The organism is Arcobacter siniprincipis (SeqCode) (genome assembly GCF_048571125.1).
Taxonomy (GTDB): Bacteria; Campylobacterota; Campylobacteria; order Campylobacterales; family Arcobacteraceae; genus Arcobacter; species Arcobacter siniprincipis.
Window position 1 is genome coordinate 1,610,224 of the sequence record NZ_CP182343.1, and the last position, 19,635, is coordinate 1,629,858.

General features: G+C 30.3%; 10 protein-coding genes (1 of these 10 only partly in view). 5 read left to right on the top strand and 5 right to left on the bottom strand.

Annotated features, from left to right (window positions below):
* The 3 genes from ACNI3D_RS08145 to ACNI3D_RS08155 form a co-directional block, all read left to right on the top strand.
* Positions 1-8,160, top strand: partial view of a hypothetical protein gene (locus ACNI3D_RS08145; protein WP_419768934.1) — the 3' portion only. It extends 19,338 nt beyond the left edge of the window; only the last 8,160 of its 27,498 coding nucleotides appear in the window; its start codon lies off the left edge, out of view; its stop codon occupies positions 8,158-8,160.
* Positions 8,161-8,247: 87 nt separating this feature from the next.
* The gene (locus ACNI3D_RS08150; protein ID WP_419768935.1) at positions 8,248-8,934 is read left to right on the top strand and encodes a SapC family protein; all 687 of its coding nucleotides are present in this window, start codon (positions 8,248-8,250) and stop codon (positions 8,932-8,934) included.
* A gap of 200 nt (positions 8,935-9,134) precedes the next feature.
* On the top strand, positions 9,135-11,579 hold the full coding sequence (locus tag ACNI3D_RS08155; RefSeq protein ID WP_419768936.1) for an FkbM family methyltransferase: 2,445 nt from the start codon (positions 9,135-9,137) through the stop codon (positions 11,577-11,579).
* Positions 11,580-11,636: 57 nt separating this feature from the next.
* Here ACNI3D_RS08155 and ACNI3D_RS08160 read toward each other — a convergent pair whose 3' ends face one another.
* Positions 11,637-13,673, bottom strand: a complete 2,037-nt coding sequence (locus ACNI3D_RS08160; RefSeq protein ID WP_419768937.1) for a TonB-dependent receptor family protein — start codon at positions 13,671-13,673, stop codon at positions 11,637-11,639.
* 182 nt (positions 13,674-13,855) lie between these two features.
* Between ACNI3D_RS08160 and rlmF the strand changes: the two genes are divergently transcribed.
* Positions 13,856-14,806, top strand: coding sequence for a 23S rRNA (adenine(1618)-N(6))-methyltransferase RlmF (gene rlmF / locus ACNI3D_RS08165; RefSeq protein WP_419768938.1), 951 nt, complete (start codon positions 13,856-13,858; stop codon positions 14,804-14,806).
* Here rlmF and ACNI3D_RS08170 read toward each other — a convergent pair.
* Genes ACNI3D_RS08170 through ACNI3D_RS08185 form a run of 4 tightly spaced genes read right to left on the bottom strand, consistent with a single transcriptional unit; the run spans position 14,803 to position 18,860 of the window.
* Positions 14,803-15,384, bottom strand: a complete 582-nt coding sequence (locus ACNI3D_RS08170; protein WP_419768939.1) for a nucleotidyltransferase family protein — start codon at positions 15,382-15,384, stop codon at positions 14,803-14,805. The two genes, rlmF and ACNI3D_RS08170, sit on opposite strands and share 4 nt — an antisense overlap.
* Positions 15,368-16,261 carry an XdhC family protein gene (locus tag ACNI3D_RS08175; protein ID WP_419768940.1) on the bottom strand — a complete coding sequence of 298 codons (894 nt, stop codon included), beginning with the start codon at positions 16,259-16,261 and terminating at the stop codon, positions 15,368-15,370. Before ACNI3D_RS08175 ends, ACNI3D_RS08170 begins: the two co-directional genes overlap by 17 nt.
* A gap of 6 nt (positions 16,262-16,267) precedes the next feature.
* Positions 16,268-18,403 (bottom strand): molybdopterin cofactor-binding domain-containing protein, encoded by a 2,136-nt coding sequence (locus tag ACNI3D_RS08180; protein WP_419768941.1) that lies wholly within the window; start codon positions 18,401-18,403, stop codon positions 16,268-16,270.
* 1 nt (position 18,404) lies between these two features.
* Positions 18,405-18,860: a (2Fe-2S)-binding protein gene (locus ACNI3D_RS08185; RefSeq protein ID WP_375723645.1), complete on the bottom strand. Its 456-nt coding sequence runs from the start codon at positions 18,858-18,860 to the stop codon at positions 18,405-18,407.
* A 118-nt stretch (positions 18,861-18,978) separates the two neighbouring features.
* Between ACNI3D_RS08185 and ACNI3D_RS08190 the strand changes: the two genes are divergently transcribed.
* Positions 18,979-19,587 carry a TetR/AcrR family transcriptional regulator gene (locus ACNI3D_RS08190; protein ID WP_375723646.1) on the top strand — a complete coding sequence of 203 codons (609 nt, stop codon included), beginning with the start codon at positions 18,979-18,981 and terminating at the stop codon, positions 19,585-19,587.
* The last annotated feature ends 48 nt before the right edge of the window (positions 19,588-19,635 follow it).

A 19,635-nucleotide genomic window follows, 5' to 3' on the forward strand; every position in this document is an offset into this window, starting at 1 on the left:
TTAACTCATATTGAAAATGTTGTTGGTACTTCAAATAATGACACACTAAAAGGAGATGATAACTTTAATATCATAAATTCGCTTTTAGGATACAAAGGGGATGATAGTTTTATTGTTTCAAAAGGAAGTGATTATTTTGATGGTGGACTAGGCTTTAATAGTGTTGATTATAGTAGTGTTGATTCTGCTAATGGAGGTTCAAAAATTGTAGTTGATTTAGGACTTAGTAAAGCAACTGACAATGGGTATCACCTTGATCCAAGTGGTGCAAATACTGTAGTAGAAGATGATTTAATAAATATCCAAAAAGTAATAGCTACTAATTATGATGATACACTTTATGGAAGCTCTTATGGAAATATATTTGTAAGTGGAGCAGGAAATGACCTTGTAGATGGTAGAGAAGGTGATGATACTATTTATGGTGTTTCTGGAAACAACAAATTATCAGGAGGATCAGGAGCTGATACTATTTATGGTGGAAGTGGAAACGATACTTTAAGTGGTGATGCAGGTAATGACTTACTTGATGGTAGTTTAAATGGTGATAATACTTTCATTGGTGATACAGGTGATGATACTTTTATAGGTGGAACAGGAGTAGATACTCTTTATTATGCAAGTAGTCAATCAGGAATTGCAGTTACTCTTAAAGCAGATGGAGAAGATGGGACAATTGTTAGTTCTACAGATGGTACAGATATTTTAAAAACTCACTTTGAAAGAATTATTGCAACAAATTATAAAGATACAATAGACTTAAGTGATGCTAGAGGTGATAATACAGTTTTAGCCTATGGTGGAAATGATACAATAACAGCAAGTAGTGCCCATAATGATTCTATTTATGGTGGAGATGGAAATGATGTTATTTATGCAAATGGTGGGACAAATAAATATTATGGTGGAAATGCAACCCTAGATGGTTCGGGGAATATTATAGGACATTTGGGAAGTGGAACAGACACTTTAAGTTATATAAATGCAACAAATAGTGTAAACATAGATTTAAGTACAAATCAAGCTAGTGATAATGGATTTGGTTCAAGTGATGAAATCTATGATATCGCATATGTTACAGGTTCAAATCATGATGATATTATAAAAGGTAACTCAGGAATTAATAGAATTGTAGCTGGTGATGGCGATGACTGGATTATTGCAACTGCTGGTAATGATGAAATATATGGTGGAAATCACACAACAACAGATGGTTCACAAGGTAGCAGTACTGCTATAGCAAAAGGTGGAGACTGGTTAAGCTTTGATGAAATAACAAATGGACTTGATGCAACAATGAGTGCAAATTCTATTACTTTTGGTGGATACACTCCAAATATAGTTGAAATAGAGAACCTTTTTGGTACAAAATTAGCTGATATATTAAGAGGGGATAGTAATAATAACACTCTTCATGGAAATGAAGGTAATGACACAATATATGGAACAGCAGGAAATAACTTCCTAATAGGTGGAGAAGGTGATGATACTTTAGAAGGTGGAACTGGTATTGATAGATATGATGGAGGAAATGAATCTTTAGTTTCAACAGATGATTCAGTTTTATATGCAGGAAGCTCAAATCATGGAACAAATACAATTAGTTTTTATGATGCAAATAATGCTGTAAATATTGATTTAGCTTATGACAATGGTGATGGTACTTTTGGAAGAGTTTTAGATGATGGCTCTTCAAATCATAATGTTGAAACATATATTAGAAATATAAATAATATAACAGGAACACTAAATTATGATGACATATTAAAAGGAAATAATGAGTCAAATATTATAAGTGGACTTGGTGGATTAGATACTATTTATGGAATAGGTGGTGAAAATACACTTTCAGGTGGTACTGGTAATGATACTATTTATACTGCTACTTCAAAAACAGGAAGTGATAGAGGAGATATTGCTTTAGGTGGAGAAGCAACAGATAGATTAGTAGGGTCTTTCCACAAGGATTTATTAATTGGTGGTCAATTTGTAAATAATAGTGGAACTGTAACTTACACAGATATAAGCGTGGATTGGATTGATTATAGTTCTCATACAAGTACTCATGACTATGGAGTAAATATAGATTTATCTACTGTTTCTGCTGTTACTTTTACAGGTACAGATTCTGATAGAAGTGATTATGATAGTGATTATTCCAAAATATACGAGTTAGATAATACAGGAGCTTCAACTACAAACTTTGATTATATAAAAGGTATAGAGTATATAAAAGGAAGTAATTATATTGATACTTTAAAAGGTGATAGTAATAATAACTCTATTTTAGCTGGTGATGGTGATGATGTTATTTATTTAGATTCGGCTGGAAGTGATTATATTGATGGAGAAGGTGGTTCTAACTGGCTTAGTTTGGAAGATAACTATAGAGGAACTATTCGATTAGATAATAATTTAGCAGGTACATCAAATGGAAATGTAGAGATTCACAATGTAGCTAATGTATTAGGTAGAAGCTCAAGTGCCCAATCTGAAACTGTATGGGGTGGAAATGTAGATAATACTTTTATTCTATTTGATGGAAATGATACAGCACTTGGTGGAAATGGTTCAGATGTATATGATATGGGTGCTGGTAATGATAGAGTTTATTCAAACTATGGAAGTGATACTTTAATAGGTGGCGCTGGAACTGACACAATAGATTATTGGGGAAATTATGGTTCTAATCAAGGTTCTATAACTATTTTAAATAATATAGTAGCAGCTGATTATAATAATTTAGCTACTGGACTTGGAAGTTTAAGCATTACAGATAAAACAGTGCAATATAGTAAATTAACTGTTGATTTAAATGGTGTTGGAAGTATTACAGATGGTGAACATTGGTTTTATCAAATAACAGATGGTAGAGGATATACTGATTATCTATATGCCACATCTAATCCAGCAAATGCTTTTGATATAAATAATTCAAATCCTGATTTTGAAAATTATAGTTTAGGTTCAAGAGCAGATATATTTAGTGGTAGTAATTTATCAGAAGTTGTTTCAGGTAATAATGGAAATGACACTATTTGGGCAAATGGTGGAGATGATAATATCTCAGGTGGATCTGATGAAGATACAATTTTTGGAGTTTCTGGAAATAATGTATTAAATGGTAATGGTGGAAATGATCTTATTTTTGGTGGAACAGGAAATGATAATATATATGGTGAATCAGGAAATGACACTATATATGCAAAAGCTGGTACAAATAATATAGATGCTGGAGCCAATGATGATATTATATATGCAGGAAAAGGTGTTGATGATATAGATGGGGGAAGTGGGGAAGATACATTAAAATTTGATGGTGCCAATACAAGAGTTGTTGTAAACTTAGGAAGTGATACTTTATCTTATGATAGTACAACAATAACAGCTGGTAAATTTATATCTAGTTGGAAAGATGGTTCAAATGCAGAACAAACAGGAACAGTAAGCGGAATTGAAAATGTAGATGGTACAGACTTTAATGATACGATTAGAGGAAGTGATTCTGTAAATACATTAAATGCTGGTGCAGGTGATGATTATATTTTTGCAAGTTTAGGAAATGATAATATTGATGGTGGTACTAATACAGCTGGTACTGCGCAAGGTTATGGTGACTGGTTAGATATTAGTTTAATAACTACAGATAGTGGAGCTAGTATAAATCTTGGTGGTGGAACAGGACCAATAGGAGTTAGATTTGATGTCTCTGCAACACAATATAATCAAGTTACTACAAATATTGAAAACATACAAGGTTCTCTTCAAAATGATGATATTCTTGGTAATTCTTCAAATAATATATTAGATGGTAATAGTGGAGATGATAAAATCTATGGTATCTCTGGTGAAAATACACTATTAGGAGGAGAAGGTAATGATACTCTTTATAGTGGAACAGGTAATGATATTATAAATGGAGAAGCTGGTAATAATAGTGTTGATTATACTCATAGCCATACTTCAAATGTAAAAATAAATCTTGATAGTTTAACACATAATGGTATAGCTTCTATGACAGGGGTTACAAGTACTATGACAGATATCTTATCAAATATCCAAAATGTAGTTACAGGTGGAGGTAATGATACAATTTGGGCAAATAGTGATACTAATAGCATAAGTACTAGTTCAGGAAATGATGTGATTTATGGAGGAACTGGAGTTGAGGTAATTAATTCAGGCTCAAACAATGACTATATTTATGCAAGCCAAGGTAATGATATCATAGATGGTTCTACAGAAATTGATATGGTTGATTATTCTTCAAGTTCTACAGGTATTACAGTAACTCTTGGAGATAGTGGAGCTGAAACAAATTTAGAACATACAATTGGTGGAAATGCTTACACTGATAAACTTACAAATATAGAGGCAATAACAGGTTCATCAACAGTTTCAAATAATCTTACTGGTAATAATATGGATAATACTTTAATTGGTGGAAATCAAACAGATATTATCAAAGGTGTAAGTGGTGATAATAGACTTGATGGTGGTGCTGGAGTTGATACAATTTATGCTGGTAGTGGAAGTGATGAAATTATTGGTGGAAACAATGCTGAAAACTGGTTATATTATACTGACTTAGGAAGTACAAATATAGATGTAAGTCTAAGAAGTGGTCAAGCTACATATGGAGCCCAAAGTGATAGTATAACTCAAATTAGACATATTAAAATGGCAAATGGAACAAATACAGTAGAAGGTGACCAATTTGATAATACTTTACAAGGTGGAACTGGAACAGATACTTTAAGTTTCTCTGGTGCTTCAAGTGGTGTAACAGTAAATGTTACAGCTAATGGTGTGGGAACTGCTAACGGTGATGGAAATGATAATTTTACAGGATTTGAAAACTATACCCTTTCTTCAAATGCAGATACAATAAATCTAAGTGATGTATATGGAAGTACTATTGATGGCGGAAATTCATTAAGTGATGAGGTTGATTATTCAAATATAAATACAACATTAACGGTAACAGTTGCAAATGGAAATACAAGTGCAACTGTTACAGATGCTTCTAAAACAGATACATTAAAAAATGTAGAAAAAATCATCGGTGGATCAGGTAATGATACATTTGTAGTTTCAGATGTAACAAATATAGATACTCTTGATGGAGGACTTGGAACAAATGAACTTCAATTAAGTGGAAGTAATCTTGACCTATCTTCTGTGACATTATTAAATTTTGATACTATTACTGTTGCAGCTGGAGATACACTAACTCTTAGTGCCACTGATTTAGATGATAAAACTATGACTATTACACTTGGAAATAGTGCTACTTTAGAAGTAATAGCAACCAGTAATCCTAATGACCATGATTTTGGTGGAATAACAGTTTTAAAAGGAACAAGTGCTACGGCTCAATTGATTTCAAATGAAACAGTTAATTTAACAACAAAAAATCTTAACAATATTTTTGATACATATACAACGACAAATGGTACTTTATCATTAGGTGAATCTCAAGTTATTGGTAAAACTATATCAGGAGCAGGAAGTGCAATTGTAGAAATAAGTGCTGATAGTAATCAAGATTATAGTTCTATTCTAACACTTGATACCCCTACAAATGGAACAGTTAAATTCACAGCAAATTCAACCTTTACAGGAGATTTTGCAAATTCAAATATTGTAGTAAATAATGCAGTTACATTAAGTACAACTTTTGATAAATTATCTGGTAAAACGGATGTATTAAGTGGTGCAGGTAATGTAACTCTTTCTGACACAAATGTGGATGCAAGTAATGTAGATGCTGTAGCAAATGCTATAGATGGAGTATTAACTGCAACTATAACTACAGGAGAGGTAAAAGCGACATTAGATGCAATCACAAATGTAAATGCTAATGATAATATTACTTTTACTACAACTGATACAACTGTAGATGCAATCGATTTAGTTGACTTAAATGCAAAAGTTGATACTTTTGGTGTAGATACAATTACAGATATTACAGAAGCTTATAATACAACAAATGTAGCAACAGAGGTTGTAAATGCATTAAATATTACTGGAAATACAGAAAAAGTTCTAATAACAGGTGGTTCTTTAGCAGCAAGTGATGTAAATACAATATCAGCTGCAACAGCAGGAGTTGTAACAGCAATAGTAACAGCAGCAGCTGCATCAACCTTGGCAAGTGCATTAACAAATACAGATACAAATGATGTATTAACAATAACAGTAAATGCAGAAACTGGTGGAGTAGCTACATCTGCTAGTGATCTTGTATCTTTAAATGGAGATACCAATCAAATTATTACAATGAGTGCAGTAACAAGTGTAAGTGGTACATATAGTGACTTAAATGATATATATGTAACAAATGCAGCACAATATAATGGTGAAGGGGATGAAGCAGTCACAATTACAGGAACAGTAAGCGCAACACAAGCAGATACAATAGCAGATGCAACAACTGGAATAGTAACAGCAACAATAACAGCAGATACCGCATCAGCATTAAATACAGCATTAGAAGATAGTGGTTCACAAGTAAATGCATATAGTTTAACTATAAGTGGAACAACAGCAACAGCTTCTGATTTAATTACTTTAGATAGCAAAACATCAGTTGCAATTGATACAAATACAAACATAACAACAATAACTGGAAGTGCAGCAGAGTTAAAAACAGTGCTTGAATCAACTGGTATAAATACAGCTGCAAATGTAAATATTGAAATTACTGGAACGACAGCAGCAACATTAGCCCAATTAAAATCAATTAATGATGCAACCAATGGAGATATTACATTAAATACTCAATCAATAAGTGCAGATTATTCAGGTCTTTCATCAGATGTAAAAGCTGCATTTGCAGGAAATATTACAGAGCATACTGGAACAATTCACTTAACAGATACTTCTGTTAGTGCAAGTGATGTAAATATAGTAGGAAAAGTAACAACAGGAGTATTAACAGCAATAGTAACAGCAGATACAGCAGCTGCACTAGTTTCAAACTTAACAGATGCCTCTTCAAATGATGCTTTAACATTAACAGTGACAGGAAGTGCAGCAGCATCAGATTTAAATATATTGGATGGCAAAACATCAGTTGATGTGATAGTAAATGCAACTAATGTAACTGGAAGCTACAATGATTTAAATAGTTTATATGTAACAAATGCTGGAAATTTTAGTGGACTAGGTAATGAAGTTATAACAGTAAGTGATACAACAATATCTGCAGGTGATTTATCGACAATAAATACTTACACTACAGGTAATGTTGATGTTACAAATGTAACTAATATAGAAGGAACATTAGCAGAGGTTAATGCACTATATGGAGAATCAGGATTTAGTAACTTATCTGGTAATACAGTAGATTTATCAACTTCAGGTAATTTTGATAGTGTTACTGACTTTAGTAATATAAATAATGGAGAGATAAATAATTTAAATTTTGCTACTGGTAATGATAAACTCTCTTTTACAGATAGTTCAAGTTTTGATAACTTTACTAGTAAATTTAATAATATTGATTTAAATAGTGGAAATGATGAGTTTGATTTCTCTTCAGCTGTAACAAGTGATTTAGATTTTAGCAATGTTTCAAATCTTGAAACATTAAATTTTAGTGATAATGATGATTCTGTAACTTTTGGAAGTGATGAATATAATGCTGGTATTAGAACATTAAATTTAGGAGATGGAACAAATACAGCTGATTTGAATGCAGATACTTCAAGTTCTGTAAGTGTAAATGGTGGAACAGGAAATGATGAATTTGTACTTGATTTTAGCAGAATTAATCAACAAGATTATCAAGTAGATGGTTCTACTGGAAGTGATACTATCACATTACATGGATATAATGGTCAAGATGCTCAAAGTTCACTTAATAATGTATTTAATAGTATGGAGAAATTAGATTTATCTGATTCTGGTGGAACATTTACAATTGATGCAGATGTAATTAATAGTTGGAATGGGGCATCAAATAATGAATTTACAATAAGTGGAGCAGGAGATGATACTTTAAATATTACAACAACAGATGATAATTATAGTTGGTCAACTGATGGTATAACATGGAATAATACTGATATTAGTGATGCGGGAGCAGGTACATATTATATAGATACAGATAATAGTACTCCATCTACTGATTTAACAATACATGTTGTAGCATAAAATAAAGCTTTTTGCTTTGTTTTATGATTTTGTAATGGATTTAAAAACAAATAAGAGATAAAATAATTTAAATATAAAAGGATAAAAATGTATAAAAATATAGAAGTTTTGGATAAAGAGAAATTTAAAGATATAAAGTTTAGTGAAGTAGAAGCAAAAGAAGTTGGTAAAAATATTGGACTTATTCCCCTTGGATTTACAGAAGTATGGAATGCAAGTCATGATTGTGCTGTTATAATAAGTGCTGGGGAAAATGCTGAATTCTTAGCTTTTTGTGGAGTTACAAACGAAGTTACTATTTTCAATAAAGAAAATGTTTATCTACCAGCATTTATAAGAACATATCCTTTTTTAAATATGGATGTTAGAAATGAAAAAAATGAAGCTAGTAGTGTTATAGGAATAGATAAAAATCCACAATTTGTAGCAAAAAATAAAAAGATATCTATAATAGATAAAGATAAAAATATTTCAAAAGAAGCAAATGATAAGATTGAATTAGTACGGGAATTAAATAGACAAAGAGAAGTTTCAAGAAAGATAATTTTAGAACTAAAAGAGCATGATTTATTAGTTAAAAAAGATTTAAATGTAAAAGTACAAGAAGAAGAAAAAGTAATTTTAGAAGAGTTTTATATTATTGATATTCAAAAACTTATTAAACTTGATGATAAGATATTAGCTACTTGGGCTAGAAAAGGTTGGATGGGTATATTTGATGCTCATGTAAAATCTATTGCTAATTTTAAAAAAGTTTTAGAATCAAATAAATAATTAAACTAACGGAGATTACGATAGAAAATTTATTAGAAAATAATGGATTTAATAGATTAGTAAAAGGTAAAAATGGTTATTGCCTTTATAATCATAATGATATCTACATTGGCAAATCAATAGAAGAGTATGGTGAATTTTCAATCCATGAGGCAAATTTATTTGAAAAGACTTGTAAGGAAGGTGATATTGTTTTTGAAGTGGGTTCTAATATTGGAACCCATACTCAAATACTATCTCAAATAGTAACTAACAAAGGTAGAGTTATAGCCTTTGAACCCCAAAGGTTAGCTTTCCAAACCCTTTGTGCAAACTTGGCAATTAATAGTATTACAAATGTAGATGCTTATAATCAAGCAGTTGGCCAAAAAGTTGATAAAATAAATGTACCTGATTTAGATTATTCAAAAAGTAATAATTTTGGTGGAATAAGCTTAGAAAATATAGAAAAGGGAAAAGAAGTTTATCAAAGAACTTTAGATGAGTTTATTGATAAAGTAAGTGCTTTTGATTTTTTGAAAATAGATGTGGAAGGCATGGAAATAGATGTTCTTCTTGGGGCTAAAAAAATTGTATCAAAATTCAAACCAATTATATATTTAGAAAATGACCGACAAGAAAAATCAGAAAAACTAATAAACCTAATGTGGTCAATGGGATATAAGCTTTATTGGCATTTACCTCCTTTGTATAATTTAGATAATTTTTTCAACAATGACAATAATATTTTCCATAATATAGTTTCTGTAAATATGCTTTGTATTCATGAAAGTATGAAATATGATTTTGATTTAAATGAGTTTAATTTAACAGAGATTACTGATGCACTTTATCATCCTATGAGCCAAAGAAAACTAGAAAAACAAAAAGAGTATAATGATAAATTAAAAGAATCAGCAACTGCTTATAAAAACAAAGATTATCAAAAGGCACTAAATAACATCTATTATTTGATAGAAAAAGGGTATAAAACTGCAGAAGTCTATAACAATCTAGGTCTTTTATATAGTAAACTTCAAAAATGGCAGGAATCAGTTGATTCTTACCAAATATCTTTAAGACTTGACCCAAATTATTTAAATAGTTATTTTAATTTTGCAGCCTTATTAAAGGGCTTAAAAAGATATAAAGATGCCTTACAAGTTTATGTTATGGGAGTGAGAAAATATCCCAAAGATTTTAATTTACATAATAACATTGGAATGGTTTATGAGACTTTAGGAGAAGATAATAACGCCATTGAAGCATACAAAAATGCTGTTAGAGTTAATCCAAAGTTTGCAAAAGCAATTAATAATATTGCAGTAATTTTATACAAACAAAAAAGATACAAAGAGTCTAGTGATATGTTTGAGTTAGCTCTTAAAACAGACCCTAATTATGTGGAAGTATATAGTAATCTAGGAGCTGCACTTAATCGTCAAAAACGCTATAATGAGTCAATAAAAGCTTTAGAAACAGCCATAGAAAAACTACCTAAAAGTGCAGGGGCCTATACAAATCTTGGGAATGTATATAATAAATTATTTGAATACAAAAAAGCAGAAGAACTTCATAAAAAATCTATCAAACTAGAACCAAAAGGTTCTAATGCATATGCAAATTTAGCCTCATCTTTAAAAAATCAAGGATTAGTTAAAAAGGCTATAGAATCTTATAGAAAAGCAATCACACATGAACCAAGTTTTGTAAATGCACATTTTGATCTTTCTACTGCATTATTAACTTTAGGTGAATTTGAAGAGGGCTTTTCTGAATATGAGTGGAGATTTAAAAAAGATGAAATGCTTCCTCATATCGTAAAATACAAAGAGATATTTTCAAAACCAATGCTTACAAAAAACACTAAGGCAAAAGATAAAGTTGTTTTAATACATAGTGAGCAAGGATTTGGTGATAGTATAATGTTTGCAAGATTTATACCTCAAATAAAAGAAAAATTTTCTTGTAAAATTATATTTAAAGCACGGGATGAACTTGTGGAACTGTTAAAAAATAATTGTGATATTGATGAAGTTTATTATAGAAGTAAACCAACACCAGAATTTGATTTTCATCTTCCTATTATGAGTGCAGCTTTTGTCTTAGGTATTAAAGATTATAAAGATTTTAGTTCAAGTGCATATATAAATAATCTAGAAGATGATAAAACTTTAGCTATACAAAAACAAAATAAAAAATATAATATTGGGATTTGTTGGAGTGCAAGTGTAACAGGTGAGAGTTATGAAGGTAAAGTTTTTGATTTAAAATACTTTGAACCTTTAATAAATAGCGAAAATTTCAATATTTATTCTTTACAAGTTGGTGATGGAAAGAGTGATATTGAAAAAAATGGTTTTACTAATAAAATTATTGATATAACAGATTCTTTAACTGATTTCAAAAAAACTGCAATTTTTGCAAAAGAGTTAGATTTAGTTATAACTTCAGACACAAGTGTTGCCCACCTTTGTGGTGCAATAGGCGTAAAAACATGGACTTTATTGCAAAAATATCCAGATTGGAGATGGCAAAACAAAGGTGAAAAATCTTATATGTATGATTCTATGAAATTGATTAGACAAAAACATGATAGAAATTGGGAAACAGTTTTTCAAGCTTTGTTTGATAAAGTTCAAAAAGAGTTTAAAGTAAAATTATAATACTTTAAACTCTTTATTAAAATATAATTCTTGATATTTATATAAAGTTTAAATATCCTAAAAATTAAATTGAGCCATAACTCTATATGTTCGACCTTGTCCTGGGATTCTTCCTATTGGACTTATATCTGCTCCTCTAAAGTAATAATCTTTATCAAACAAGTTATTTATTCCAAAACTAAACTTAGCATTTAGATTATCATTTATCTTAACTTTTGTAGAGATTTTTGTATTCCATAGCATGTAAGCAGGGTTTTCACCTGTACCACCTGTACTATTTTCTTTTTTAGTATTTGCAGTATCTGAAAAAGTTTTGCTTAGATATATTCCTGTAAGGTTTAAATCATAATCGCTTATATTATAATCAGTGGCAATACTAAATTGATGTTTAGCTACCCATGGTAGTTTCTTACCTTCATTTTCCCCTGATTTTTGTTCTGTGTCTAAATAAGTATATCCAAGAGTTAATTTTGTATGATCAGTTGCTTTTATACTTAATAGAGTTTCAATACCTTGATGTAAAGTTTTTTTGTAGTTTTTAAACTCATCCTCTGCTCTTACATATTCTATTTGGTTATCATAATCTATTCTATATAAAGTTGTTGTAACACTAAAGATATCATTTGGTGTGTATCTAGCTCCAATTTCATAATTCCAAGCTAATTCAGGTTTTAGTTCACCTTCTTTTGTCACTTGTGCAACTTGAGGTGTTCTAAGTGATTTTTGGGCATTTGTAAATAAAAACAACTCATCTGTTGCTTGATATCCAACACTAAGACCAGGTAGATATTCACTCATTCTTTTATTTTTATTATTGTCATTAATATTATCATTAAATTTCATTTTAACTTTTTCAAATCTTAGTCCTGGTGTGATTGTAAAATCACCATTCATTAAACTAATAGTATCACTAATATATCCTGCATAAGCACTAGTTTTTATTTTCCAATCTCTTACAGTATTTTTTATATTATCATTAAATTTTGTTTGATATAAAAAGTAATCAACATCTTCATTTACATATCTTGCACCAACTGTTATTTTTTGATTTTGAGTTGCATATGTAAATCTTGGCTCTATTCCATACACATCTATTTTTCTATCCGCAGCTCGAATAGAGTCTTCTGTTAGTGGAGTAAAGCCTTTTCCAGCTGTATTCCATCCCCATGTAAATTTTCTTTTGCTTGATTGGGCAAAGTTTATAAGACTAAATTCAGTGTTATTTGTAGGATTTAATGTATATGTTAAAGAAGCTCTTTTAGTACTTCCTTCAAAATTGTCATTTTTTCTTTGAGAAATAGTTCTATCTTTTTCATAATCTTCTGGAAGTATTGCTCCTGGTAAGTCAGCATTTGCTTTATAGTATTGAAGAGTTGATTTTAAAGAACTGTTATCTGTAGGATAATATTCAGCATCCAATATTACATTTTTAATATCTGTATCAGAATGATCTCTATACGAATCACCATTGATACCATTATATTGTAATTGCAATCCTAAGTCATCTTTTACAAATCCACCTGTTCTTAGATAAGTATCAGTTAGAAGATTTCCTTCATCTGATGTTGTTAAGGTCTCTTTTAAAGTTGTTGAGAACTCATTAGAAATAGGTTTCGTGATAAAGTTTACAACTCCACCAACATTATTTGGTCCATAATGAACAGCTGCTCCTCCTCTTACTATATCAATCTTTTCTACTGTATCCATTGTAACTGGAAACAAAGACAAACTAGAATGACTGTATGGGGCCAAAGTTGCAGGTATACCATTCACCAATGCATTTAAGTAGTCACTTCTTCCAGGTTTTAAACCTCTAACTGATATATTTGGAAGTACACCTGTTCCTGTTTCATCTTGAATTTGAATACCTGGAACTGTTCTTAAAGCTTCTTCTAAATTAAGCGCTGGTGTTTTTTCTAAATACTCAGAGTCAAGAACAGTTCTTGAACCTACATATTTTTTAACCGTTTGTGTTGATGCATCTCCTAACCAACTTCCTTGCACTTGTACATCTTCTAATTGAGTAGTTTCTGTCTGCGCATAAGATATAGTATTTGCTAAAAGTATTAATGCAACCGCATGTGATATTTTCATCTTTTCCCTTTTATAAATATAATGATTGGAATATTAACGATTTATTCTTATACTAATATTAATAACGATTATCTAAATCATATAAATAAGTTATATATGAATATGTATAAAAAAAGATAAAAATTTGTTATTCTAAGAAGAAACAAGTACAATACGGAAAATAAAATATTAAGATAAATATAATGGCACATAAAGAACATAAAAAAGGTTTACATCCAAGAAACCCTCATAACAAAAGATATGATTTTCCACAACTACTAAAAAGTTTACCAAAACTTGCAGATTATGTATTTAAAAATAAGTATGATGAAGTATCAATTGATTTTGCAGATGCAAATGCTGTTATGGCATTAAACAAAGCACTTCTTGCACACTTTTATAATATCAAAAAATGGTCGATACCTGAGGGCTACTTATGTCCTCCAATTCCTGGGCGAGCTGATTATCTTCACTATATTGCTGATATCTTAGCTGAGTTTCATGGTGGGAAAGTACCAACGGGGGCAAAGATAAAAGGTCTTGATATTGGTATAGGTGCTAATTGCATCTATCCAATAGTTGGAAATAGTGTTTATGGTTGGTCTTTTGTAGGTAGTGATATTGAAAAAGAGTCTATTGAATCATCTCAAAAGATTATAGAAGATAATGACTCTTTAAAGGGTAATGTTGAGTGTAGATTGCAAACAAACCATGACAGTATCTTTACTGGTATCATAAAAGAAGATGATAGATTTGATTTTACTTTATGTAATCCTCCTTTTCACAAATCCCAAGAAGAAGCCCAAGCTGGAAGTAAAAGAAAGGTACAAAACCTTACAAAACAACTTATCAATAAAGCTTCACTAAACTTTGGTGGTAAAAGCAATGAACTTTGGTGCAAAGGTGGAGAAGTAGCCTTTGTAAAAGCTATGATAAAACAGAGTAAAAAGTATGCTAAAAACTGTTTTTGGTTTAGTACAATCGTATCAAAAAAAGACAATCTACAATTTATCTATGACACTATTGATTATGTAAAACCTACAGAGTATGACACTATAGAGATGCAACACGGGCAAAAGATAAGTAGAATAGTTATCTGGACATTTCTTACAAAAGAAGAGCAAAAACAATGGGCTTCAAAGTGGCAGGATTAAGAGTTATTAAGTAACTCTTGCCAATCCTCTTTTGTATCCACATCGAAAGAAAAATTATCAGCTAAATCAACACTTTTGGGCTCATATTTTACAAAGAGTTGTTTTGCGCCTTTGTTTCCTTTTAGGTTTTGAAGTTCTTCAAAGTATTTATTGGGAAATATTGTAGGTACTGCGTAGTGATTTTTATATTTTGAGCAGATGATTTTATCTTCATTTTTATTTGATAGTTTTATTAAGTTTTCATAATGTTCTATTGGTATCAAAGGCTGATCGCAAAGCATTATTAGAACTTTTTTTTCTTTTATATTTGATACTCCAAAGGCTATAGTATTTCCCATACCTTCTTCGTAGTTTGGGTTTGTTAGTATATTTATTTTTTTATTTTCTATATTTGTTTTTATCTCTTCACTTTTATGACCTAAGATGACTGTTACATTTGAAGTTAATTTCATAGCTTTTTCAATTGCAATATTTATAAGCGTTTTACCCTTTAATTTTAATAGTTGTTTTGGCTCTCCAAGACGACTTGAAGTTCCAGCAGCTAGTATTAAAACAGCTAGATTAATGGATTTTTCCATTTTTTCTAGCTTCTATTTGTGCACATATTGATAGGGCTATTGATTGGTGTGTATGTCCACCTATTTCAAAACCAACAGGGGCAAAGAATCTTTTGTCATCTTCAAGTTTGAATTTTTCTTTTTTATCTCTCATGCTTATTTTATTTCCCATAACACCTATGTATTCAACTTTTGAATTAAGTAGTGCTTTTAGATAAGTATCATCTGTTTTTGGACTATGACTTAATATAACTGAAGCATTATATTCACTTAAATCCATAGTTAAGATATCTTCAAAGTTTTCTAATTCTATGATTTCATCTACTTCACTTACATAATCTCTATTGATATTTATGTCCATAAGTGTAGTTTTCCATCCCATGAGATTTGCCATACTTATAAAAGATGTAATATGAGCACCTGAACCAAATATTAAAATAGAGTAGGGCATTTTGATTTCTTGGTAAAATTTATCATCTTCAAATTTTGTTACTGTAGTTCTATCTGTAAATACAAAATCATCATTTTTTATATTTCTAATTAGTGTTTTATCAATACTTTTTAAAGCAAGATCTAGTACTCCATAATCATCTTTTTTGGGAAATACTTGAAGAAAATACTTGCTAGTTCCATGTCCTGAGGATTCATCTTTTGGGATATTTTCAAAGTATTTTGATTTTTGATTTTTAAAGGCAGCTTTTGCATACTCTAATATTTGTTTATGTAAATGTTTACTTCCTAAAACACCTACAAACTCAAAGTTAGAGTTTATAAGCATAAGGTTTCCAGCCTTTGCATATGTAGAACCTAGTGTTTGGATAACACTAACTCCTACTAAGTCAAGACCTTCTTTTTTACTTTTTTGAATAAATTTTAAATACTGTTTATTTTCAAACATAATTTATTAGCCTATTTTTATTGGCATAGAGTGGTATCTTTTTCCTGTAGCATCAAAAAGTGCATTTGGTACTGCTGCTAAGATTGGAGGAACACCTGGTTCTCCTATTCCACCTATTTTCTCACCTGAGTTTATAATATTTACTTCTATTTCAGGAGAATCTGAGATTCTACTTACTGTATAATCGTAGAAGTTATTTTGTAAGGCTTCACCATTATTTATTGTTATTTCACTATATTTAAGTGCTGCAATACCAAAGTTAATAGAACCTGCTATTTGGTTTTTTACATTTTGGGGATTGAATGCAAATCCACAATCAACACTTGCCCATACTTTTTCTACTTTGAAATCATCTTTTGTAACTCTCACCTTTGCAATTTGAGCACAAATAGTTCCAAAAGATTCGTGAATAGCTACACCGTAACCTACATTTTTCTCTTTTTTTCTATTTTTCCAATTTGCTTTTTCAGCCACATCTTTTAATATATTTATAAATCTATGGTCTTTTAACATATTTATTCTATATTCAATAGGATCAACACCCGCTGCAAATGCTGCTTCATCAACTATACCTTCAACTGTTGGTGAGCTTTGTGTATGTCCAACTGATCTCCACCATAATACTGGTACTGGAGAATTCATTGTAAAGGCTTGCATATCATGACTATCTATATCATAAGGATGATCTACTAATCCTTCTTTTTGTGCTCCATCTACTCCATTTTTAAATCCAAAGGCTTCAAAAGGAGAACCTTTGAAAATAGATTGTGAAGCTACTTTTGCATCAAAGGCTGTTATATCTCCATGTTTATCTAAGGCTACTTTTACTTTGTTTTTATATTTTGGTCTATAGTTACCCATTTTGATATCATCTTCTCTTGTCCATAAAGTCATAACTGGGAATTTTTCATCTTTTGAAACAAAAGCTCCATCTAAAATGAAGTCTCCATTAATAGCTCCTCTTCTTCCAAAACCTCCACCTAAATATGGAGTATGGTATATAACATTTTCACCTTTTACACCTAATACATTTGTAATAGCCCCCAAAGCCATAGTTTGTGATTGAGATGATGACCAAACTGTTGCTTTATCTTTTTCATGATGAACTACTATTCCTAATGGTTCCATTGGTGCATGTGCCAAAAATGGAAAGTCATACTCAGCTTCGATTGTTTTATCAGCACTTGCAAAAGCTTTTTTAGAATCTCCATCTTTTCTCATAGGTGACCCATCTTTTTCCATTGCTTTTGAGTATTGATCATTTAGTTCTTTATCACTTGTGTTTTTGAACTCATCTTTGTCCCAAACAACATTTATATCTAATAATGCCTCTTTTGCTATCCACCAATGTTCAGCAATAACTGCGATTCCTGAAGGGATTTGTTTTACTTTTATTACACCTTCTTTTTTTAAGGCTTTACTTGCATCAAAACTTTTTACTTTTGCTCCAAAAACAGTAGGGTGATAAACTGCTGCATATTTCATATTTGGAATTCTAACATCTATTCCAAATTCTGCTTTTCCAGTAACTTTTGCCCACATCTCTTTTGGATGTCTAGAGTGTGGTTTTCCTACAAATTTACAATCTTTTAGTTCTTTTACTTTAGGATTAGTAGGAACTTTCATAGTTGATAAATCACTTACTAAGTCACCAAAGTTCATGCTTTCTTTTGTTTTCTTATTAAAAACTTTTGAGTCTTTTGTATAAACATCATAAGCTCTTACTTTCCACTTTTTAGCAGCTGCCGTTATTAGCATTTCATTAACTGCTGCTCCTATTTTTCTCATCTCCAATTGTTTACTATATACAGATGATGAACCACCTGTAATCATCAATGGTCCAAAAATACTATTATATACTGGTGCTATTTTTGCAGGTACAATATTGATATCTTTCCAATCTACATTTAACTCTTCTGCTATACACATAGCCAATGTTGTATATGTACCTTGTCCCATCTCAACTTGTCCAACAATAAAATTGATATTATTATCTGGTGTTATTTCAACAAAAGCATTTGGTTGTAATGCTTTTTCATTTTTTTTAGTTTCACTAGCTCTTGATTTAGTTGGAATATAAAATCCAATAACATATGCTGCACTTACAGCTGTAGTTGTTTTTAAAAAATCTCTTCTTTTCATCTTACACCTCCGCTGTTGCAGCTTTTATAGCTGTTTTTATTTTGTTGTATGTTCCACATCTACAGATATTACCATCCATGGCTTTTAGTATATCATCTTCACTTGGTTTTGGATTTGTTTTTACAAGACTTGCTGCATTCATGATTTGTCCTGATTGACAATATCCACATTGTACAACATCTTCTTGTACCCAAAATTTTTGTAGTTTTTGTACAGTTTTATCTGTTTGTGTTTCTATAGTAGTTATTTTTTTATTTCCTATTGTATTAATAGGAGTTTGACAGGCTCGTATTGCTTTGTCATCCAAAAGCACGGTACAGGCTCCACATTGTCCCACTCCACATCCAAACTTTGTACCTGTAAGATTTAAGTGATCTCTTAGCACCCAAAGTAATGGTGTTTCAGGATTTATATCTAAATTATAATTTTTTTCATCTACTGTTATTTTGAAAGACATCTTTTTTCCTTTTTTTAAACTATAAGAGAAATTTTAATATAAAAATCTTAATTCTAAATAAACTATACAGTTTAGTTTATTTTATATTTATTTATATAATTTTAGATACAATTTATCCATGAAAAAAAATAGACCATTAAATGAAGAAAAAAGAAAAGCAATATTAAAAGCTGCTATAAATGAATTTTATGAAAAAGGATTTGAAGGCTCTAGTATGGATACAATCTCTAAAGAAGCAAATGTATCTAAAGCTACTGTTTATAATCACTTTAAAAATAAAGAAGAGTTGTTTATAGCTATTACTGAGATTTTAAAAGATAGACTTTATGAAAGTTTCAAATACACTTATAATAAAGATAAGCCAATAGAAGAACAACTATATGAAATGGGTAAACAAGAGTTAGATTTCTTAAGTGATGAAGAAAATATTACTTTGATAAAGATTGCAACAATTGTAATGATTCAAAAAAATCAAATTGGTCTAAAAGTTTTAGAGACAGTAAAGGATGATTGTATGATAACAGTTGCTCAATGGTTTGAAGATGCTAAAAAAGATGGAAAATTAGATTTTGAAAGTAGTTCTTTTGTTTCAAGACAATTTATTGGTATGATAAAATCTTTTGTTTTATATCAACAATTTTATGGTGCCCCAACTCTACCAAAAGAAGAGCATGAAAACCTTTTAAAACAAGCAGTTAAGATGATAAAAGTGTTGTACAAAAAATAAATATTTTATTTTGATTCAAACTCTAAAAACTGTAGTATAATTCGTTTT

What these genes read in the sequence shown, in the direction of transcription:
- ACNI3D_RS08150 (WP_419768935.1), top strand. Translation starts at nt 8,248, where the DNA reads ATGTATAAAAATATAGAAGTTTTGGATAAAGAGAAATTTAAAGATATA.
- ACNI3D_RS08160 (WP_419768937.1), bottom strand. Translation starts at nt 13,673, where the DNA reads ATGAAAATATCACATGCGGTTGCATTAATACTTTTAGCAAATACTATA.
- rlmF (WP_419768938.1), top strand. Translation starts at nt 13,856, where the DNA reads ATGGCACATAAAGAACATAAAAAAGGTTTACATCCAAGAAACCCTCAT.
- ACNI3D_RS08170 (WP_419768939.1), bottom strand. Translation starts at nt 15,384, where the DNA reads ATGGAAAAATCCATTAATCTAGCTGTTTTAATACTAGCTGCTGGAACT.
- ACNI3D_RS08175 (WP_419768940.1), bottom strand. Translation starts at nt 16,261, where the DNA reads ATGTTTGAAAATAAACAGTATTTAAAATTTATTCAAAAAAGTAAAAAA.
- ACNI3D_RS08180 (WP_419768941.1), bottom strand. Translation starts at nt 18,403, where the DNA reads ATGAAAAGAAGAGATTTTTTAAAAACAACTACAGCTGTAAGTGCAGCA.
- ACNI3D_RS08185 (WP_375723645.1), bottom strand. Translation starts at nt 18,860, where the DNA reads ATGTCTTTCAAAATAACAGTAGATGAAAAAAATTATAATTTAGATATA.
- ACNI3D_RS08190 (WP_375723646.1), top strand. Translation starts at nt 18,979, where the DNA reads ATGAAAAAAAATAGACCATTAAATGAAGAAAAAAGAAAAGCAATATTA.